Source organism: Coprococcus eutactus (assembly GCF_001404675.1).
Classification (GTDB): Bacteria; Bacillota; Clostridia; order Lachnospirales; family Lachnospiraceae; genus Coprococcus; species Coprococcus aceti.
This window is the reverse complement of the sequence record NZ_CYXU01000002.1, coordinates 263,904-286,676: the sequence shown is the minus strand read 5'-3', so window position 1 is coordinate 286,676 and position 22,773 is coordinate 263,904. Positions and strand designations below refer to the sequence as shown.

General features: G+C 43.6%; 17 protein-coding genes. 4 read left to right on the top strand and 13 right to left on the bottom strand.

Annotated features, from left to right (window positions below):
• The 8 genes from ARA78_RS05615 to ARA78_RS05585 form a co-directional block, all read right to left on the bottom strand.
• Positions 1–882 (bottom strand): energy-coupling factor transporter transmembrane component T, encoded by an 882-nt coding sequence (locus tag ARA78_RS05615; RefSeq protein ID WP_242849667.1) that lies wholly within the window; start codon positions 880–882, stop codon positions 1–3.
• Positions 883–941: 59 nt separating this feature from the next.
• A complete protein-coding gene (locus ARA78_RS05610) occupies positions 942–1,895 on the bottom strand; it encodes a DUF4430 domain-containing protein (RefSeq protein ID WP_055147424.1) in 954 nt (317 codons plus the stop codon).
• Positions 1,896–1,899: 4 nt separating this feature from the next.
• A complete protein-coding gene (locus tag ARA78_RS05605; RefSeq protein WP_055280151.1) occupies positions 1,900–3,888 on the bottom strand; it encodes a fibronectin type III domain-containing protein in 1,989 nt (662 codons plus the stop codon).
• A 686-nt stretch (positions 3,889–4,574) separates the two neighbouring features.
• On the bottom strand, positions 4,575–7,586 hold the full coding sequence (locus tag ARA78_RS13605) for a bifunctional diguanylate cyclase/phosphodiesterase (RefSeq protein ID WP_156329397.1): 3,012 nt from the start codon (positions 7,584–7,586) through the stop codon (positions 4,575–4,577).
• Between the two features lie 221 nt (positions 7,587–7,807).
• Entirely contained in the window at positions 7,808–8,260 is a 453-nt protein-coding gene (locus tag ARA78_RS05595; RefSeq protein ID WP_015534573.1) for an acyl-CoA thioesterase, read from the bottom strand.
• Between the two features lie 22 nt (positions 8,261–8,282).
• The gene (locus ARA78_RS05590) at positions 8,283–9,959 is read right to left on the bottom strand and encodes an AMP-binding protein (RefSeq protein ID WP_015534572.1); all 1,677 of its coding nucleotides are present in this window, start codon (positions 9,957–9,959) and stop codon (positions 8,283–8,285) included.
• Positions 9,960–10,386: 427 nt separating this feature from the next.
• Positions 10,387–10,560, bottom strand: a complete 174-nt coding sequence (locus ARA78_RS13850) for a hypothetical protein (RefSeq protein WP_156329394.1) — start codon at positions 10,558–10,560, stop codon at positions 10,387–10,389.
• Between the two features lie 3 nt (positions 10,561–10,563).
• Entirely contained in the window at positions 10,564–12,018 is a 1,455-nt protein-coding gene (locus tag ARA78_RS05585; RefSeq protein WP_055280147.1) for a 4Fe-4S dicluster domain-containing protein, read from the bottom strand.
• 334 nt (positions 12,019–12,352) lie between these two features.
• On the opposite strand from ARA78_RS05585, the gene murC reads away from it, so the two are divergent.
• From murC to ARA78_RS05565, 4 genes are all read left to right on the top strand, one after another.
• Complete coding sequence (murC, locus tag ARA78_RS05580) at positions 12,353–13,735, top strand: UDP-N-acetylmuramate--L-alanine ligase (protein ID WP_015534568.1); 1,383 nt, start codon at positions 12,353–12,355, stop codon at positions 13,733–13,735.
• A 281-nt stretch (positions 13,736–14,016) separates the two neighbouring features.
• A complete protein-coding gene (locus ARA78_RS05575; protein WP_055280305.1) occupies positions 14,017–15,156 on the top strand; it encodes a DnaD domain protein in 1,140 nt (379 codons plus the stop codon).
• Positions 15,157–15,168: 12 nt separating this feature from the next.
• Positions 15,169–16,170 (top strand): ATP-binding protein, encoded by a 1,002-nt coding sequence (locus ARA78_RS05570; protein ID WP_015534566.1) that lies wholly within the window; start codon positions 15,169–15,171, stop codon positions 16,168–16,170.
• Positions 16,171–16,201: 31 nt separating this feature from the next.
• Positions 16,202–17,401, top strand: a complete 1,200-nt coding sequence (locus ARA78_RS05565; protein WP_015534565.1) for a ribose-phosphate pyrophosphokinase — start codon at positions 16,202–16,204, stop codon at positions 17,399–17,401.
• A 106-nt stretch (positions 17,402–17,507) separates the two neighbouring features.
• Here ARA78_RS05565 and ARA78_RS05560 read toward each other — a convergent pair whose 3' ends face one another.
• From ARA78_RS05560 to ARA78_RS05540, 5 genes are all read right to left on the bottom strand, one after another.
• A complete protein-coding gene (locus ARA78_RS05560) occupies positions 17,508–19,217 on the bottom strand; it encodes an ATP-binding protein (protein WP_055280145.1) in 1,710 nt (569 codons plus the stop codon).
• On the bottom strand, positions 19,217–20,269 hold the full coding sequence (locus tag ARA78_RS05555; RefSeq protein ID WP_055280143.1) for a metallophosphoesterase family protein: 1,053 nt from the start codon (positions 20,267–20,269) through the stop codon (positions 19,217–19,219). The genes ARA78_RS05560 and ARA78_RS05555 overlap by 1 nt, the downstream gene beginning before the upstream one ends.
• Before the next feature lie 117 nt (positions 20,270–20,386).
• Positions 20,387–20,644, bottom strand: a complete 258-nt coding sequence (gene spoIIID, locus ARA78_RS05550) for a sporulation transcriptional regulator SpoIIID (RefSeq protein WP_055222251.1) — start codon at positions 20,642–20,644, stop codon at positions 20,387–20,389.
• A 62-nt stretch (positions 20,645–20,706) separates the two neighbouring features.
• Positions 20,707–21,960, bottom strand: coding sequence for a sensor histidine kinase (locus tag ARA78_RS05545; RefSeq protein WP_015534562.1), 1,254 nt, complete (start codon positions 21,958–21,960; stop codon positions 20,707–20,709).
• Positions 21,961–21,999: 39 nt separating this feature from the next.
• The gene (locus ARA78_RS05540; protein WP_055222252.1) at positions 22,000–22,743 is read right to left on the bottom strand and encodes a LytR/AlgR family response regulator transcription factor; all 744 of its coding nucleotides are present in this window, start codon (positions 22,741–22,743) and stop codon (positions 22,000–22,002) included.
• Positions 22,744–22,773 lie beyond the last annotated feature (30 nt).

Below are 22,773 nucleotides of genomic sequence, written 5' to 3'. Positions count from 1 at the left end.
TCACATTTTGCGAATCTTAACATTTTCTTTTGCCTGCATATATATTGGAACACATATAAGACATACATACACTACATACATACTTACAGTAAGTGTACCACTTATACTTCCTCTTATAGACGGATAATACCAGAACGCAAATCCTCCGCACACACTGCCGGCCAGCACATACAATCCACACACAAGTATAAATGCAAGCGCTTTAGTATCACTTTTTCTAAATCTATACAGTGAATATGCAGATCTTCCGGAAAGTCCATATCCCCGTGATCTCATACTGTCTGCAGTGACAAGCGCCCGTTCAAGAGCCCAGGTTACAACGGCAGAAAACACATGGCAGCCCGTTCTAATTCTCACAAAATACGAACCTTTTGGTTTGTATCCAGATGCCCTCTGAGCTCTGTACACCTTTCCAAACTGTCCTGCTATGTCCGGAATAAACCTCAGTGTCATGGAAAGTATCAGTGACAACACTGGCGCCGCCTTGCCGAACAGATACACCATCTTGTCCGATGATATAACGCAGTTAAAGCACGAAAACCAGCATATCACTGTCACCAGCATAAACGCAGCCATGATTCCATACATTATAGACTCCAATGTCAACGGATTTCCAGACGGAAAATATGTGAGTATCGTCACTCCCTGATGGCTGAACGCCGGGTTGATGAGCGCCGTCAGCAATATAAGTGGGATCATATATTTTATATTAGTCCTGAAGCCATCATATCCCCTAAGCAATACCGAATACACAAATGCCCCTATAAAAGACATGCCCAGGCAAACCGGATGGGTAAATGCCAGGGCATATCCTATAGTGAATATAAAGTATACCAGATTGACTATAGGGTGATATGTGGAAAATGAATCCTGTCTTTTCACAATTATATTTTTATCTCCTATCAATCACTATGTCCAGTACCCATGTCTCAGCGAATCTGTCAATGCATCTCGGATCCAACATCTGCTCCCAGGTCACATGTATAGAGCCATTTTATCACATCTCCCTGCTTGAGTTCATAGCTTGAACAGCCATAATTCGGGAACCAGCCATTTACCGAGTACATCCAGCCTGAGCCATCACCACAGTCAAATTCATACAGATTGTGAATTCCTTCTATATAATAGCTTCCGTACATAGGTGTCCATGAATATTCAAGCTGTATACCATAATCCCTGCACACCGACTTAAGCACTTCGAATACTGTGTCCCCCTCTTCAAATGTGGCTGTCACAGTTCCCAGAATGACGCCATCATCAGGCACATAGTCCTTTTTCTCCGGTCTTAGCAGTTCCAGATTGTCAAATATTGTGGAACATCCTATTGATATAGTGCAGCTGTAGGTTTTCTTCGGCGCCTCAGTTGTATTCTCTGTGGTTGCCTTTGTCGTGGCAGAAGAATCAGCAGTTGTCTTATCCGGTTTCCGCTTTTCCGTAGTCGCCGTGGTCCCCGGCTTATTCTCCGTTGTTTTTTGAGACTCCGTGGTGGTATTCTTCTTTGTAGTAGCCTCCGTCTTCTTCTCCGTGGTAGTCTCAGAATTTCGCTCCGTCACATTCTCCGATGTGCTCTCAGCGGAAGTCTGATATTCTGTTTCCGATGTATCAGAATCCGAATGAGTCTCTGAGGAGATATCGGTTACAGAACTGTCTGATTTCTTTTTCCTGTCATTCCCTGCATCAGTATTTTCCTCTGTCGCACTCTTCGTTGTCTCCGTCAGTTCCGCACCGCCTACAGCTTCAGTTGTGAGTCCCTCTTCGGTCTTTTCCAGCTTGAAGCCTCTGGCTCCCGGCGCATTCCCCCCATACCAGAAAGCCCACACCAGGATCAGCAGAACAATCACAGCTCCGCTTATGTGTTTCTTATATTTTTTTACAAATTCTTTGATCTTATCCATATGCCTACTTCTTTCGGATCACAACGTTTACAGTCTTGCTCCATGCTCCGTAATAATAAGTCTTTCCAACCTTCTTGAATCCCTGAACTCTGACATAATACCGCTTTCCCGCCTTGAGTCCGCTCAACGTCACATTTGTCTTCTTGTTTACCGATGCCCTGTACACCTTGACATTCTTTTTAAATGTCTTATCCGTGGAATACATCACCCTGTAACCCGAAGCACTCGCATTTTTTTTATAAGTCACAGTGCACTTTTTCTTCACCGTTGACTTTATCTTTGTTATCTTTTCCTGATTGACCCTGTATATTGTCTGGGTCGTATACGCAGCCTCCCCGCCACTTCCAACAGGCTTAACTGCATAGATATATTTCTTGCCATTTGCGACCTTCCGGTCAGTGTAGCTCAGAGATTTTGTGGTGGCCACAGTCGTCCAATTCTTTGCATTTCCAACCTTTCTGAGCACCACATATCTGTCAGCCCGTGCCGCTTTCTTCCACTTTACTGTTATGCCTGCTGCTCCATTACCCGCCGACACACTCGTCTTAGCCGGCGCAGCCATCTTTATGACAAATGTCTTGCTGGCTGAGCCCTTGAATATTCCCTTGCCGGTCACCACTACCTTTGCTGAATTGCCAATATTGACATTGTTCTGATATGAAATGGTGTAATCCACGTCATCCTTAAGCACTCTGTCACCAATCTTCACCGTCACGCCCGGCTTCTTGGCCTTGCCGTCGTACACATACGTGCTGGTGCTGAGTTTCACATCCGCTGTCGCCACGGATCGGATATATAATGGCTTCGCATCAGACATATCATACAGTGTGTTCTTTCCTTTTTTGAATCTGTCATATGCAGCCAGAGCATATCCAGCCTGCTGCGAAGCCATTCCATTTACAGCCAGTTCACCATTCTGTTTTACATAATGGGCAAACCCGCCGGCACTCGCAACATAAAATCCCATCAAAGCATCCAGCACAGAATGTCCATTTTTGACAAATGCCTCATCTGTTCCGGCATCCCTGCCTATATCAAGCAATCCACATATCACCTGCGCACAGCTCTCAGAATTCACAGTTCCCCATGAAGCAAATCCACCATCAGCCTTCTGCAGCCCCGACATTACATCAAGCGCCCTGTCAACCGCCGTCTTAACCTCTGTGTTAGACTTGTAATACGGCGCAAGTGCCTGAATTGTCATACCTGTCATATCCGGGTCAGCATTACTACCAGAAAATGCCCAACCACCGCTAGAAAGCTCCCGTCCAAGGATATATTCAACAAGTCCTTCTCTTGTCGTCTGAACACCGTCACTTCCATCCGGAAGCTTCGGAATATCGTAACCTGCCGTGTCAAATGCGATCAATGCAAACACCGGGCCATTGATTCCCTGTGTTGTCACATAATTCATATCGGCCAATGGCTCAAGCAGATTGTATCCACCTACATCTGTGGCATCAGCGCCAATCGCAGTTAAGGCCAGTATTACCCTGGAATTATCCGTACCCTTATACTGCTTTTTATCGAGCTTCAGAGAACCTGTCTCCTCAACACATGACTGAACATATTTCACAATATTGTCATAGTATTCTCCATACCATGCCTCATCCTCATAACCGCATCTGGCAAGAGTCATCACATTCCACTCAGCCTCATACTGTGGATCATCCGCAGTCTTCCTCAGATATACAAGAGTATTGCCAAGGGCATGTGTGTAATCAACCATAGCCACATCTGCAGTTTCCTCTGTCGCAGTTCCTGTCACCGGATCCGTCTCGTCATTCGTCGCTGTAGATACTGCTGGATTCGTCATATCGTCTGGCACTGTGTATATCGTAGAATCTGTTACACCATCCGACTCTGCATATATCGTAGAATCCGTTACATCAGCCGCCGCATACACGTTCACAGCATTTCCTGTTGTTCCCGTGAACATAACCATTGCCATCGTGCACATCGCCATACACACAGCAAAAATTCTTCTCTTCATAATCGTGTCTCCTTTCACATTATTCCGAGTGGATATATAGCAAGCGATCTGACTTGCCAGAGTCTATGCTCTGCATACAGTAATGGCTGTTGCGACGGATTCTCACCGCACTTCTCTTCTTACTGAGCACACCTCGTTTACAACATCCTCCCAGGCACCATAAGCTTCCTTATACGCCCAGTCCGCAATGTGTGTGGTATGTCTCATTCGCCGGAATTCTCCGGGACTATACACCCAACATATTATATTGTCACAATTACCCCAATCTTATCAACGCCCATGTTCTATGTCAACCTGAAGCAATCAAGTCAAATAGCACAAAATTTTATCTTTTTTGCAAAAAAATCCCTGAAATAACACAAATTTCCAGGAATTGTATCTTTTAGCCATTTTAAAACTCATTTAGATACAATTTTCTCCCAAACAAGCCAAAATCCACCAAAAAGAACACAATTTTAAATTTTTTCAAAATGCAATCCTCAAAGCCGGCCACAACGTAAGACCCGCTTGGTAATATATATATCCGACAATCGGTAGCGCAGACGTCTGTGCTTCGATGGTGCTTGCTGGTGCGCAGATCCGCCGACGCCCTTTTGGCGGTCGGAGCACCATGCAGATAGCACCCAATCGAAGTGCAGTAAGTCAAGCGTGATTGCGGATGTATATATTACCAAGCGGGTCGTCTGTCACAAAAGCTTCTTAAAATCCTCCAGACAAACCGGTCTGGAGAAATGATATCCCTGATAGTAAGTGGAACCATACCTATGAAGGTAATCGAACAGTGCCTTGTCCTCGACACCTTCAATGCAGCTCTTGTATCCGAGTTCATGTGCACAGGACACAACCGCCTGTACAAGGACCTGATTAGGCTTGCTCTCCTGTATTCCCCTGACAAATGACATATCGACCTTAAGCTCATCTATCGGTAATTCCGTGAGCAGATTTAAGGTAGCATTTCCCGTTCCAAAATCATCGATAGCGATCTTTATTCCAAGTTTCCTGAAATATTCCAGCTCATTTTTCAGAAATGCTATATCCATATTCTTACATCTCTCTGTGAGCTCTATGCACAAATACTCAGGAGGGAACTTCGTCTTTTTTAATATATCCACAACAGCCTGCCTAAATCCATGATTCTCAAGCTGAGTCGCTGATATATTGACATTCACCACAAAATCAGGTCTGATCTTGCGGATCTCCATACCATCCGTGAGTGCCTGCTCTATTATCCAGTTGCCAAGTTCAAAGAAACACGGCTCCATCTCAAGCCACGGTATAAATATTCCCGGTGGAACCACTCCAAATTCCTTGTGTTTCCATCTGAGAAGAGCCTCCATACCTACTATGTGTCCCGTCTCGGAATTTGCTATAGGCTGATAGCACATGAAAAAGCCTTCCATGTTGTTTGCCACACATTTGTGTATTGTGCTGTACAGCTGCAGTCTCATTCTATCATTGTCCTTGATCTCCTCATTGAAGAATACAAGTTCACCATGATGATCCTCCTTGGATCTCTCCAGGGCATATTCCACACTGCTCTTTATCACGTCCTCATCGGCTCCTACATGGTCATATATCAGACCACCTCCGTACAATTTAAGCGGGATCGATGTGCCGCTCAGACCCACATTGTCAAGTGCAAGATTCTGTACATGTCTGTATACCTCTTTGAGTTCCTGTTTGGTATACACGTTTGAACAAATCGCAAATTTTGCACCGTCAAGTCTGAACACGAGTCCCTTTCCACCGACGACATTTTTGAGCTTTGTGGCAAAATCCTTAAGAACAGCATTGCCATATGCATATCCATACATCATATTGATACTGTTGAACATGGATATTCCTATTGCCAGAATGCTCATCGTCTGCTTGTTTCTCAAATGTATTGATATATACTTGGTATACTCATGCTGATTGTGCAGGTTAGTCACCGGATCAACCCCATCTATGACACCGTGGTTTATGACAGTGCCCACAAAGAACTCCGGATCACCATTTTCTTTCTTGGTGATGAAACCTCTGCAGGTGCAGACCACATATTCACCATTTTTGTTTCTCATTCTATATTCTACATCATGATACTTTTTGCGCCCCGCAAATACCTCTTTAATATCCTGTTCAAATATTGCTCTGTCATCTGGATGTATAAGCTTCTCCCACACTTTCTGTGTATCATATATGTATTGCCCCGGAAGTCCAAAGTAATCCACCGCACTGGCAGACCATTTTGTCACATTCGTATCGAGATCATTCATAAATATATAATTTCTGAGTGTTGTAGCTGCAAGGGCATCAAATATCCTGTCTGTCCTTCCAAGATTCCTGTAATGCGGAACTCCATCCTCTGTAGTTCCTACAGCTATATTCGCCTCATTCTCCACGCTCTCGCGCCTCTTGACCTCAGGATGTTTCGAATAGAATCTCTTCTTATCCTCATACATCAGTCTTTCGGCTTCGTTCATTATCTTGTCTATGGAATCTGCCTCAGCCTTCCAGACTGCGCCGAACGCAACCGGAGCCTCCTCCTGCTCATCAATTACCTCTTTATATCTGGCGATCATTGAGTTAAACGACTGCTCAGCAATATCCATAATGATGACAACAAATTCATCGCCACTTATCCTATAACATGCATTTTCGCCAAAATGCTGTGCCAACATCTGCGATACCCTCTGAAGATATAGATCTCCTTCTTTATGTCCATAATGATCATTCACATACTTCAATTTGTTCACATCGTTGAATACGAATCCGACCGACCGCTTATCATTTCGGTCTGCATACGCGTCGCACAGAATGTTAAATGCATTTCTATTGCCGAGACGAGTGAGTGTATCCTTGTAACTGTAAAATTCCAACAGCTCCTGTTTCTCTATGCTCTCAGAATACTCCTCATGTATATCCCTCGTATAAAGATAGAATACCTTATTGTCATCTCTATAGTCAGCAGTAGGTATGACCTCTGTCATCACCCATCTGTACACCATATCCATTTTACGCTTATATCTAATGGTAAATCTGTCATGTCCATTTGCAAAATATTTTATGAGGAACTCAGGAGACAGGCACTTTCTTACCCTGTCCACATCGTCAGGGAATATCTCACCACCCATAGTCATGTCTTTCATGTAATCTCCAAGGCAGTCATGCTTAACCTCATCTCTGCTTCTTATATATCCGCCTCTCAATGTCTCGCAAATATTGTGCGTCACATCAATCCTGAATATACGCCTGTATACCCTTGTCAATGTCCTGAGACTATCCTCCAGCACCAGGGTGTCAAGGCTGACTGCCCTCATGCCGAACACAACCCATTGTCCGTCCTCTCTCGGCTCTTTCTCAGCTTCTATATCCATGGAAACCCACTCATAGTCCTCGCCAAGTCTCAATCTGAACCTGAAATTACGCACGATGGATCTGGCTCCGGCTTCTATGAGTGCTTTGACATGCTTCATATCACACATATATGCAAATTCTCTGACTTCATCAGGATGACAGCAGTCCAGTCCCTTGTTATCCTTAAAATAGGAAGATACGTCAGAGGTACTTTTATAATTATCTGCATTCTTGTCCACGCTGATAACACTCACATACTCCCCAGTATCAATGTTGACCAGCGCCAGTTTCACATAATTATCATATAATATGTTCTGTATATGTTCTTTGTAGTATTGTTTATCAAGTGATACTTCTTTCAAAAGATCCCTCCTTGCAGCAGCATCCAGCCTGCCATATATTCCCACGCAACCGTTTCCATTATAGCATTTACGCCATAATATAAAAAGGATGTTTTAACTAATTACATGTCTAAATAGATAAAAATAGCTGATAAAAAAGTTACACAAACAATTTTACCAGCTATTAATAACCATCAATTAATACAATATTAAATTATTTATACACCAGACAACAGCTCTGTTTATTTGCTCTGACGTTTCTTGTAATCCTCAAGCAGCTCCTTAAACAGCTTATCATGCTCAGGATATGCCTTTCTGATGAACACAAGCTTGTTGTTGCCATCCAGCAGACAATGTGAGCTTGTGCAAAGTGTTCTAAGCTCGCCTGTCTTCTTGTCCACGATCTCATATGAAAACCCTACACGGACACCTGTATACTCCGAAAGACTGACATGTATCAGCACATCATCGCCGAAGTGGCACATACTCTTATACTCAGCCGTCACACCAAGCACAGGAATTATATATCCGTCATCCTCTATAGACTTGTAATCCCAGCCTATCTGCTTCATCCAGTCCAGCCTTGCCTCCTCGATCCATCTGATGTAATTGGAGTGGTGTACTATCTGCATCCTGTCCGTCTCATAATAATAAACCGATCTATCATATGGCTTGATCTTACTCATATCTATCATTTTTCTTCACCTGATTTCTGACTTACTTCCAGTCCTTTTCCTTGATCTCAACACGTCTTACCTTGCCGCTGATGGTCTTTGGCATCTCATCAACGAACTCGATAACTCTAGGTCTCTTGTAGCTTGCGATGTTCTCTTTAAAGTATCTCTTGAGCTCCTTCTTGAGGTTCTCATCGCCAACTGTACCCTCTGTGAGAACGATAGTGGCCTTGATCGCCTGACCTCTTGTGCTGTCAGGTACTGATGTAACTGCACACTCAAGGACATAAGGTATTCTCATGATCTCATTCTCTATCTCGAAAGGTCCTACTCTGTAGCCTGCAACCTTGATGATATCATCCACACGTCCAACGAACCAGAAATATCCATCCTCATCCTGGTAAGCCGTATCACCTGTGTGATAGAAGCCGTCATGCATAACCTCGGCTGTTCTCTGTGGATCCCTGTAGTACTCCATGAACAGTCCGTCCGGCGCACCGTCTGCGATGTTGATGACGATCTCACCTGTCTCACCAGGTGCAGCAAATGTTCCGTCTGCCTTCATGATCCTCACGTCATACATTGGGCTTGCCTTACCCATTGATCCCGGTCTTGGAGTAGTATTCTCAAGGTTACCAATGGTAAGAGTCGTCTCTGTCTGACCAAATCCTTCATATATAGTGAATCCTGTCTTCTCCTTGAATACGTCAAATACCTCAGGGTTAAGTGCCTCACCCGCTGTTGTACAGTATCTGAGGGATGATAGGTTGTACTTACTCATATCCATACGGATAAGGATTCTGTACAGTGTTGGAGGTGCACAGAATGTTGAGATATTGTACTTCTCTATAAGCTTGAATATAGTGTCCGCACTGAATGTATCAAAGTCAAATACGAATACGCATGCCTCGCACAGCCACTGTCCGTAGAGCTTGCCCCAGAGAGCCTTACCCCAGCCTGTATCTGAAACTGTGAGATGAACCTCACCAGGTTTGTTGCAGTGCCAGTATTTTGCTGTGATGTAATGTCCAAGTGGATACAGATGATTGTGTGCAACCATCTTTGGATGCTCTGTTGTTCCCGATGTGAACATGACGAACAGTATATCATCCTTTCCTCCTACGGCATCCTCGCCTGTAGGTCTTGGAAACTCGGTGCTGCACTCCATGATTCCCTCATCGAAGAAGTTCCAGCCTTCTACTGGATGATTTACAACGATCTTTGTCAGCTTGTCATCAGCAAATGTATCTATGGACGCCGTGATTCCGTCATCTGATGTACACACAACCGCTGATACGCCTGCTGCCTCAATTCTATACTGATAATCTGTTGCCTTTAATATATTTGTCGCCGGTATAGCTATGGCACCGATCTTGTGGAGAGCCATCATGGTGAACCAATACTGATAATGTCTCTTTAACACGAGCATTACCTTGTCACCCTTCCTGATGCCCAGGCTCTTGAAGTAATTGGCTGCCCTGTTGGAATAATCCTTGATATCCTGGAATGTGAATTTCTTCTCGATCGTTCTATCCTTTGATACATAGATGAGCGCTGTCTGATCAGGCTTCCTCTCTGCCAGAGCATCCATTACGTCGTATGCGAAGTTGAAATTCTCGCTGTTGGTGAACTCAATCTTGCTGAGAACTCCATTCTCATCAAGAGCTGACCTCACAAACTTTCCTGCTATTCCCTGCTCTGGTCTCATTTCTGTTGACATGTTAATTTCCTCCATAAACTATAAGTTCTGATAATATATATGGTAAAACGGCTTTTCCGCCTTTTAACGCCGGCGATACATGCCGTTTTTTATCACATTATGTATTAACTTAGTATAAAAAGTCTTCTAAGTTCGTATTTCTATCTAGCAATCAAAATAAACATTACTTTAATTTGCGTTTTCAATTAACTTTACATGTAGTTTCGATTACTACATCCATATATTATCATATCTCTTTGTCATGTCAACAGAAAAATAAAAGTTTTAATTTATTTTCACATATTGGTATTACATTTTGACTGCACAGTTTTTTCCCTCAATCCATAAAAATAAGGCGTGCAGCAATGAATCCCCCCGGATAAGTCCAGTTTCATCTCCATCGCTGCACGCCTTAATTTTCTTATTATTTCATTATATATCACAGTCTCTACTGATCCTGTACCTGCTTGGAATCCTGTGTCTGCTGCCGGCTGTCCCACTGAAGCTTCTTCTTACGCATCTGTGACTTGTATACAAGTATCGCCGTAACCACCGATACGCACACAAATATAAGCACACATATCACAAATATCAAAACTGTTGTCATGTCTTTGTCCTCCATGCACTAATCTCTCACCATATCAATCTTGTCTGCTCCCTGCTTCTCAAGATTCTCTGTGATGTTGATATCTGTAGAATTATCAAGGGCTGCCTTTCTGTCACGCATCGCCATGTTCGGATCCCTGTGTCTTGAAGGGCCGCCCACGCAGCCACCTTCACACGCCATACCTTCCATGAAGTCATCCTGGAATCTGTTGAACTTCATGAGAGTCAGTGCCTTCTTACATGCATCTATTCCATCGCATTTGCACACCTTAACCTCATCCTCGCAGCCGAGCTCCTTCATGCTCTCTATGACTGCCGCTGTGACTCCGCCTGCATTTGCAAATTTCTTGCCGAACAGTGTGGACTGGTCGTTATCTTCAGCCTCAGGCTCAAGCTTAACATCCTTCGCTCTCAGCATGGCTCTGATCTCTCCGTATGTCAGCGCATAGTCCGCAGATTCCTTCTCTCCGGCTGCGCTCTCCGCCTTCTTGCCGATACAAGGGCCTATGAATACTGTCACGGCATCCTCATAATTCTCCTTGATGTATCTCGATACTGCACACATAGGTGATACGGTCTCAGATACCATGTCTGCCAGCTCAGGGAAATGCTTCTCCACCAGAAGCTTGAATGCAGGACAGCATGAGGTTGTCTTCTTCCTGCCCTCTGCCTTGGCCTCCATCCATTCCTTTGCCTCTGCCATGGCTGTCATGTCGGCACCAAGTCCCACATCCACCGCATCGTAGAAGCCTATCTTCTTCATGGCTGTTCTCCAGCTCGCCATGGTGATATCCGCACCGAACTGTCCGTATGTGGCAGGTGCGAACATGGCAAATACCTTCTTGCCGGCTCTCATGTCATTTATTATATCTACTATATAAGACTTTGATCCGATCGCACCAAATGGGCACTTGTGGATACATGAACCACAGTCTATACATTTGTCCTTGTCTATGACCGCAATACCTGTTCCATTCTCAGCCACAGATATGGCACCAACTGGGCAGCTCTTGATACATGGACGCATCAGATCTGCAATGGCATTGTACGGACATGCTTTGGCACACTGTCCACACTCCTTACACTTTGATGGGTCGATGTAGGACTTGTCACGTCCCATGCTGATGGCACCGAAACGGCACGCCTGCTGGCACGCTCTTCCCATGCACTTCTGGCAGTTATCAGTTACTACGTAACGTGAGATCGGACAACCCTCACAGGCAGAATTGATGATCTGGACTACATTCCCATCATCCTCTGTTCCAGGGGCTTTGCCCTCGGCAAGTCTGATCCTCTGTCTGATAACCTCCCTCTCTCTGTATATACAGCATCTGAAAAATGGCTGTGGACCGGGAACCATCTTATATGGAAGATTGTCCCTCTCATCATCCAGCCTGCCTTCATACGCAAGCTTTGCCACCTCATAAAGCACCTCGTGCTTTACCTTTAATAATGTAGCGTCATTTGTAATCATATGTTAACCTCTACTCATATTATATTGATCTTTGCCCCTGTATACCTAATATGTATACCTCTTAGATCCAGTTATAATCTCCGCCCGTTATAGCCAGGCTGAGCAATGCATCCATCTTCTCTACCTCTTCTGCGCCCTCTACGATCCGCATGAGCTTTGCAGTTTTCTCCTCAGCTTCCATCACACTACCTCCATTTATAACATAATTTTCGTTCAATAACAATCTATGCAATTGACCAAAACCATTTATTTTCATTTGAGGGCAGTTATGCTATAATAAAAAACACTTTTAAATATAGTAATCAATCTTTTATATAAGGAAGGCGAAATACAAATGTACAAGATCAATTTTTCAAAGCCAATCAACGTCCATTTCATGGGAATAGGCGGAATAAGCATGAGCGGTCTCGCAGAGATACTTCTGAAGGCCGGATTCAAGGTTACCGGATCAGATATGAAAGCATCCGAAATCACCGATCAGCTTGCCGACATGGGAGCGCTTATCAACATCGGTCAGTGTGCATCTAACATAACAGACAACATAGATCTGGTCGTATACACAGCAGCCATACATCCTGACAATGAAGAGTTCAAGGCCGCAGTGGAGAAGAACATTCCTATGCTCACCAGAGCCCAGCTTCTCGGCCAGATCATGGAGAATTACAAATATTCCATAGCCGTCAGTGGAACCCACGGCAAGACAACAACGACTTCCATGCTGTCCTACATCCTCATAGATGCGGACACTGATCCTACCATATCAGTCGGAGGAATCCTCGACAGCATCGGCGGCAATATCCGTGTAGGCAAATCTGAATACTTTGTAACAGAGGCATGTGAGTACACCAACAGCTATCACGCATTTAAGCCTTTTATCAGTATCATACTGAACGTGGATGCCGACCACCTTGATTTCTTCAAGGATATAGATGAGATCGCTGAGTCATTCCATGTATTTGCCACCAAGACTCCAAAGGAGGGCCTGGTCATCGTGAACGGCGATATGAAGTATTATGATACCGTTGTCAGAGACCTCGAGTGCCGCGTGGTAACATTTGGAAAGGGCGCACAGAACAAATATTCAGCACACAATATACGGTTCGATGACTTCGGCCATCCAACCTATACACTGGTTGTGGACGGCAAAGAGATCACCGACATAACTCTCAAGGTATTCGGTGAGCACAACGTATACAACTCACTGTCAGCCATAGCGGCATCCCTTGAACTTGGAATCTCCATAGATGTCATCAAACAGGGACTGTCAGAGTGTGTCGGTGCCGAGAGACGTTTTGAGTACAAAGGAACCATCCTCGACAACGTGAGAGTCATGGATGACTACGCTCACCATCCAACTGAGATAGCAGCCACACTGAAGGCAGCAAAGAACACAAGCTACAACGAACTGTGGTGCGTATTCCAGCCACACACTTACTCAAGAACCTACGCTCTGTTCGATGAGTTTGTAGACGCACTCAAGGTATGTGACCACGTCATCGTGGCAGATATTTATGCAGCCCGAGAGAAGGATACCGGACTTGTCTCAGCAAAGCAACTCGCCGAGAAGATCGCCGAGACGGGTACTGATGCGTTCTATCTTCCATCTTTCGACGATATAGAAAATTATCTCTTAAAAAATTGCAAAAAAAATGATTTGTTGATAACTATGGGCGCCGGAAACGTCTATTCTATCGGAAATGACCTGATAAAAAATTAGTTATCCACATTATCCACACAGCTCTGTGGGAAAGTTTTCCCCACAGAGCTTATATTTTTTTGTTGACATAATTTTTACAGAAATATTACAAAGCCCTGTTAAACTATGACTTTTGTATTTTTATGTCTCTTTTTCGTCCACATTATCCACATTATCCACATCCCCACCATTTTTCCCAACCGACTGTATGTTCTGTTTGCATTCCAAAAAGTTCATGTTATAATGCATTTGCGCTAAGGGAAATGCGCTATTTCAGGAGTATGATCAAGGAGTTTTTTGACATGAGCTACATTACTATTACAACAGAAAAAAACGAAACATATTCCTCTATATCAAACTTTTTTATAGACTATTACATGACCTCCGCCAGCGGAGAGTTTGTTAAGGTATATCTGTATCTGGTCAGACTTATGTCTTCCAGTAAACCCGTGTCTGTCGCCAACATAGCAGATCATTTTAATCTCACAGAGAAGGATATTTGCAGAGCCATAAAATACTGGATAAGCCAGGATGTTATGAAACTCAACTACAACAAGAAGAAGGAGCTTACAGGAATAACTCTTCTCCCTCTTCACGACAAGGGCATCTCCTCCGACAGCGGAGTTGACGACCTCTCTATTCTCGGCATGGATTATTCCACCGGGGATGACGATAACAACAGCGAGATCACGGCGACGATCACAGACGAAGACAAGGCCGAGGTGCCGGAGCGCACTCTGCCTGACAAGATAACAGTTACACCAGAATTTCTTAGGAAGAAACAGGAGGACGAGGTTCTCTCTGATATTATGTTTGAGACAGAGGCATATTTTGGCAGACCGCTTTCCATGCCTGAATCAGAAAGTCTCATATACATATACGACCAGCTTGGCTTCTCCCAGGAGCTCATCGAATATCTGATCGAATACTGTCTGACCATGGGCAAGGCAAGCTTCAGATATGCGGAGACCGTAGCCATAGCATGGTATGAAAAAGGAATCGACACGGTTGACAAGGCCAAGGCAGACAGCTCCGCCTACAACCCATTTTACAGAAAGGTCTTCTCTGCACTCGGAATACGCAGAAGCAATCCTACCAGCATAGAGACCGCATACATTGACGCGTGGACAGGTGAGATGAATTTCTCAGAGGATCTTATCCTTCTGGCATGTGAGAAGGCCATAATCTCCAAGCCACAGTCCGCCAACTTCGCATATGTCAATGGAATTCTTGAAAACTGGCATAAGAATGGTGTACAATCCATTAGGGATGTCGAACTGCTCGATCAGGAGTTCCTCAAGAAGAAATCAGCGGCCACAGCGCAGCCTGCAGCCACCAGGAATCCGAATGGATTTGCGAACTTCAAGCAGACAGACATGTCCAACCAGTTGGACAAGCTGGAACAGATGCTTGCAGATGAACTCAATCTTGACAAGAGGTAATATATACATATTATGGGCAATATAAATTATGATGATATTTTGTCCCGACTGAGCAGGATCAGACAGGACAATCTTCGCAGACAGGACAACAGAAAAGCTGAGGTATATGCCAGGATCCCTCGTATAAAGGAGATCGACGATGCCATCGCCCACAGTGCCGTCCAGGCATCAAGGGCAAGGATACTGCATCAGGAAGTGGATGAAGAAGCACTCTCCATGAAGAACCACGCTCTCCGCGATGAGAAGCATCAGCTCATGGCACAGACCGGATACCCTGACGATTATCTGGCACCGATATACAACTGCCCCGCATGCAGAGACAGCGGATATGTAGATGGTAAGCCATGTTCATGTCTGAAACACATGGTCATCAGCCAGTTGTACCAGCAGTCCACCATAGAGAAGGTGCTGGAGACGGAGAATTTTGCCAGCTTCAATCCTGATTTCTACAGAGATGAACACATTGCTGGCTACAATTACACTCCTTACCAGAATGCACAGAGCATATTGTCTGCATCAAGACAGTTCACAGAGAATTTTCAGGACAGCAGACCGGGCATTCTTATATATGGAGAGACCGGAACAGGCAAAACCTTCCTGACAAATTGTATCGCTAAGGAACTTTTAGACAAAGGTTATACAGTTTTATACTTGTCGGCGATAAATTTATTTGATAATATCTTACAGGACATTATAATAAAGGGTGGTCATGAACCGCATCAGAAGATGCTGTATGACTACATATATAACTGCGATTTTCTTATAATTGACGATCTGGGCACAGAGTACACCAACTCATTTGTCCTGTCTCAGTTATTTGAGATTATAAATACGAGAACTATCAAGAGACAGTCTACTCTCATTTCTACCAATCTTGATCTGCAGGAATTCAAGAACAGGTATACAGAGCGTATCATGTCACGAATAGTTGATAGCTATCTCATCTTCAATCTCTATGGAGATAACATCCGCTATGTAAAAAGAATGAAAAGCATAGCCAGGAACAAAAGGTAGACAACTAAAGCAGATTAGGAGGATTTTTATTATGCCAGACGATAGCAAGTTGGAAACAATACCTGTAGGAAGCTTAGGAATCATTGCTCATAAGAGCATTGTACCTCTCGGAGAGAAGGTCGATTCTTATATCGTAAAATGGAGAAAGAACCGTCAGAACGAGAACAAGTCAAGCATCGTATTCCACGGTTACGAGAAGGACTCTTACCTTATCAAGGCAGACTGCCCTAGATTTGGTTCAGGTGAGGCAAAGGGTATTGTCAACGAGTCAGTCCGCGGTAAAGACATATATATCATGCTTGATGTAGGAAACTATAGCTGCACATACACCATGGGTGGCCAGACTCAGAGAATGTCTCCTGACGATCACTATGCTGATCTGAAGAGAATCATCTCTGCCATGACAGACAAGCCTAGAAAGATCACTGTCATCATGCCTTTCCTGTATGAGAGCCGTCAGCACAAGAGATCAGGACGCGAGTCCCTCGACTGTGCAGTTATGCTCCAGGAGCTTCAGCAGTATGGTGTAGACAACATCGTTACATTTGACGCTCACGACCCACGTGTTGTCAATGCTATTCCAAAGAGCGGTTTCGAGAACGTAAAGCCTACTTACCAGTTTGTAAAGGCTCTTCTTAGATCAACTCCTGATCTTGAGATAGATAACGACCACATGATGGTTATATCACCTGACGAGGGTGCTATGCACAGAGCTATCTACTTCGCTAACCTTCTCGGTGTAGATGTAGGTATGTTCTACAAGAGAAGAGATTACTCAAGAGTTGTGGACGGACGTAATCCTATCGTTGCCCATGAGTTCCTCGGTGATTCAGTTGAAGGCAAGGATGTTATCATCATCGACGACATGATCGCATCAGGCGAGAGTATGATAGATGTTGCCAAGCAGCTCAAGGCAAGAAAGGCTAAGAGAGTATTTGCACTTGCTACATTTGGTCTCTTCACCAAGGGTCTTGAGGTATTTGACAAGTGTCACGAGGAAGGTCTCATTGAGAAGGTCATTACAACCAACCTCACTTATCAGCTTCCTGAGCTTGCAGACCGCGACTGGTATGTATCAGCCGACATGAGCAAGTACATTGCACTCATTATCGATCACCTCAACCACGATGCATCTCTCAGCGATCTTCTTGATCCATCAGAGAGAATCAGTGCGAGAATTGCTGAGTACAAGGAGAAGCACACTATCTCAGATAACTACGAGAATTACTAATATACAATTATAGACTTACAAAAAAGACCTACGGAAACTCACCTGATACATACCATGGTATCGCAAGCTTCCGCAGGTCTTTTAATTATTTATTATTAGAAACTTTCTACAATGTCACCACATTGCATGCTATATGCATATCCTCAAGTCTGTTAACCAGATCCTTATCGGATGTAAGCAATATCGTCTGCTCCGTGTTCACCATACTCATCGCCTTGAGCACTCCCGTGAGCTGACTCTCATCGGTCACATCTATCACATCGTCCAGCACAAGTGGCATTTTCTCGTTGTTAAGTATCTCTGCAACAGCCAGCCGCACAGCCAGATACACCTGCCGAACGACCTCATGTCCCAGGAACTCCGCCCGGAAGAAATGGTCATCCTTTTTCACTGCAACATGCATCTCATCATCGAGCTTTGCCTCCTGATACTGTCCACCGGAGAGTGCGCTAAGAATATCCGATACTCTGCCGTCCATACCGGCAAACAGTCCTGAGAACTCCTCCGATATGTCCATTATGGTATTGATAGCCTTATCTATGGCCTTCTTCTCAGTCTCAAGCACATCATAATCGGCAAATATGGCGTCTCTCTTCTCCTTGAGTTCATAGTAGGCATCCCTCTTCTCTATGGCATCATGCTCCTGGAACTTGAACATATCAAGCTTCCTGTCATGCTCCTCCTGAAAAGCTCTGTCTATCTCAACGCGAACCGTCCTCGACTCAGTTGCTCTTCCCATCTCATATATGGTTCTCCTGAACTCCTCCTCAGACGGAAGCTTATCACTGTCAAATGCGCCTTTCCTGAACAATCCATCTATGATGGTTATAGCAACAAACGCAATCGTACATATCGTGAATAGCTGCTGTATGGACTTCTGAAAACCAACAAGGTGAACCACTAGCATGACCACCGCAACAACCAGTATTCCTGTTGCCATTATGACAAATATATTGTCCGTCAGCTTCTTGTCCTTCTTCTCCTGCTTCTTTTTCTCCTTCAGCTCATCCTCATCATCTATAGCTTCAACCTCGAGGAATATTCTGCTTCGCTCCCTGTCCTCATCCTCGTCAGGGATCTCAGCATCCTTTTCATTCACAAGCTGCCTTGCCTCTCTCTTCAAACGTGCAATCTCCATATTATAAGCATCAAGCTCCTCACGTCTGGCAGTTCGGATGTCTTCAAGCTCCTTATCAACTTCACCCAGCTCATCCATCTGGGCTTCCAGCTCTTCTATCTGAACCAGATACTTCTGATTGTCATATTTCTTCTTTTCGTTCTCAAGATACGCCACTGCGTCTGCTCTGTTTATTCCGCTGCAGCCCGTCTCCTTCATATTCTGAAGATACTTCTCGAGTCTGTCACACAAAGCTTTGTCATCTCCGCCCATCTCCTCCGGCGGATCAACACACATCGCATCCACAAATGTGCTCTTGTCCATATCAAACAGGACACCTCTGTAGGAATTCTTAGACACAAGTCTCTCATCCTTCCCGCTCTCTATATCAGTGAGCGTTGCACCGTCCGTGGACATGTTGAAATTTCTCTCCATAAGATGACTCTTTCCAGCATTTGTCACCTGTGCCTTTCCGGCATATCCATTTCCACCGGATGGCTTTCTTAATGCAAAATTGTCTCCCCGGGCTCCAAGACCCTTGGTTTTATTCATACCATACAGTATACCGGACACAAAATCCCTGATCGTACTCTTGCCGGCTCCGGGCTCTCCATAGAGCACATTCAAGCCTTTGTCCAGCTTTATTCCTTTGTTATTGAATTTTCCAAATTCTTTCAAAAAAAGTTTATTTATATACATTACTTTTCTCCAGTTGCTATGATCGCCTCAAGACCATATTCAAGTGCCTTTTTGCTGACCTCGTCATCCTCACCGGACAACTCAGCGATAAATCTTCCAAGTACATTGTGCTCATTGTCCCTCTTGAGACCATCAGCATTGTACTCGAACATCGTATTATCCACAACCTCATATATCTTGTAATCCTGAGACACATCATCAAACTGAGGTCTCACTCCGCGCCCCTTCTGGCCCTTCAGGATAACCCGATATATGTTCTGCGTTCCCATCTTATCGATCTGTTTCAGAACAGCATGCTCGATCTGTCTGTCAGTATATTCCGGCTTTATCTCAAGTCCAAGGTTGATGTAATTCCTGCAGGCAACAGGCTCCCACTTTATCCTTGTCTCTCCGTTTATTATCTGTCCATAAATAAAGCCATGCTTTCCTGTGTCAGAAGGTGACAAAGGCTCCGGCGATCCCGGATATGCCATACGGTTCTTCACCATGTGCTTCGGCTTTCTCAGGTGTCCGAGTGCCACATAGTCAAATCCTGTGTCAGCCAGCTTTCGGAAATTAAATGGACTGTGGCTGGCATCTCCTCCATGCATGAGAAGTATATTGACAGCGCCTTCCGTCTGGGCATCTATCCCCTCTGAAAAATCCTCCGTGTATTCCACCTGTCCATAGCTGAAACCGGTCACACAGGTATTTATATCTTCAAAATACGCATTGCTGAACTCCCCAGCCGGAAGAAGCACTGTGTTCGATGTGAACTCATAATTCTCCGATGGAGATCCACTTTCAATGTAATCACTACTGCCCGCAATGATCACCGTTCTTGTATTTGTAAGTTTTGCAAGTCTGGCATCAAGCTTTGCAAGATCCGCTGCCTTCGGCGCACTGTGATACAGATTGCCGGCAATGAGGAGCAGATCTACCTTTCTCTCCTCCGCAATATCCAGGATCCTGTCAAATGTCTCTTCTATCTCTTTCGCACGGACATCGCTCCAAGGCTTTCCCTTGTCAGGAATCATCCCCAAATGCACATCCGAAACATGAATAAATCTCATATCCTAACCTCTAATCTATAGTTAAACTGCCATTTTCTAATAGCCCACACTTAGTCCACTATTATACAATCATCAAAAGTTTAACCCAAATCAGAGAAAAATACAACATAAGCTATGTTAAAACTTTGTGACATGCAGATACTTCTCCCTCGTGGCAAGCCCTCCTCTTATATGTCTCTCCGCCTTGTTGGCATCCAACACCACCCTGGCCTGGGCCGCCAGCATGGGTCTTATACGGACCAGCCGTTCCGTTATATCCTTGTGCACCGTTGATTTGCTTATACCCATCTTGTCCGCTGTCTGTCTCACAGTCGCCCTTGTGTCTATGATATAATTTGCCGCTTCGATTGCCCGCTCTTCTATGTAATCCTTCAAAGAAAAAGCCCCCGCATATTCTGTTTTTACAGTCTATGCGGGGGCATGCGGTTTATGTACATTTAATCCTGATTTATGGGAATCAGCACAAGTGTTTCATATTCCCCATATGTATTCTTTATCTCCATTATTCCATTGTACTTGTCCATGGTATTTTTCACATTTTGTATACCATATCCATGAGTCATATCCTTACTGCCGCCCACGTCAGACTGTGTACTGCTATTTTTCACATCTATTACCAAATGCCGATCTGTCTGCACTATTGCCAGCTTTATATATACCCCCTCTTTTTCCTTCTGTTTCTTACATGCATTGATACTGTTATCCAGCAGATTTCCTATTATTATACACATATCATAGTCAGAGACCATTATTGAATTTTTATCGAACTTAAAATCCGTATGAAATTTCACGCCATTGTTTTGGGCAAATGTATACGCACTGTTCACAAATGTATCAATAACAAGATTTCCTGTTTTTGAAACAACATATTTATTTTTTAATTCTTCCTCATATCTATCACATACTGTTCTTATCCTGTCATATTCTTTCTCTTCTATGCATGACCTTATATAGCTTATATGCTTTTGGGTATCATGAACCATACTGCCAATTTTCTTATAAGAAAGAACCAATTGGTCATATTTATCCGACTGATGCTCCAACTGATAACCAAGCATTGTTACCTGATTTTTCAATTTATAATTATCCACCATGTTATCAAACAGATAATAATTCAAAACATTTAAGACCAGCACAATTATCAGCACAAATATAAATCCATACCCTGACAAAAGCACGATCTGTTCTGGTATTATCAAGTATAGATAACAACTTATCATTGGAGTTATAAGCACTATGACCAACTGTTTAAATGAATATCTACCTGATACATAATTTCTCACTACCAGTATTATGATCAGGACAGGCAGCATAATAAACTGTGCATACATATCCATCACCGAGATCAGATGAGTTATTCCACCGTCATACAGCATCTGATCCGTTGTAATTACCACTACATCAGATAAACCGATGCTCACCAGATAACCCAATACCCATATAATAAACGCAGATATACATTCAGCTATACGGGAATCATATAGGCAAATAAATACGAGCATGATAACTATATGCGCGGACACCTGGCTGACCATTGCTTTCTCCTGTGACACATCTATCATGAAAAGCTGTCCGCCTCTTGAAGCCAGCTCTGTTAAAATAAATATACCCCAATATGCCATTGTCGATATTCTAAGCGGAGGCTTTCCAAGCCATTTCTCTACATAAACTTTTACAGTCACAGCATCCATAATTGCTGATATAAAAATTAATACTAAATAACTCACCCTTTAACCTCTGATGCTCACCACATCTGATATAACCGTATTAATAAGACTCTTCCTTACCTCTTCCTCATATTTCCTTGACAACGGAATAATCTCGTTATTATCCAAAACAAGCTCCCCGCCTCTCAAGGTAACTATGTGATCTATATTTACAATATACCCCTTAAAGCTGTATACAAACCTTTTGTCCTTTAACAAGTTAAACCATTTTTTTAAATTTCCTGTAACCTGTATAATCTCTTTTGCAGAATGAATATCTACACTCTTTTGAAATTTTCTCGAAGTTTCTATATACATAATATCAGATATATTAACAACTCTTTCTCCATCTGCCGCTGGCACAATCAACTTGTTAAACTCCATGTCCCTTATCTCACGCAAAACCTGAGATAATACTTGTTCCAACTCTATATATTTAAGAGGTTTCTGAATATAATTATATGCATGCACAGAAAAGCTCCGTCCCATATGTCCCGGGTAATTGCTTACAAAAATGATAATTGCATTTTTGTCGTATCTTTTTCGGATAATTGAGGCGATATATATTCCATCCTCCTTCTCCATTTCCACATCAAAGACAAAAAAATCATAATGTTCACCAGATTCCAGCTTGTCCAGCAATTCCTGCCCCGTCCTGTAGTTGGCGCATTCAATATCCAGATTGTGTTTAAACGAATACTCCAATATGCATTTTTCTGCAATGTCTATATCCTTCTGCTCATCATCACATATAGCAACTTTTAACATCTTCCGCCTTTCATTTACCAATTAATACAT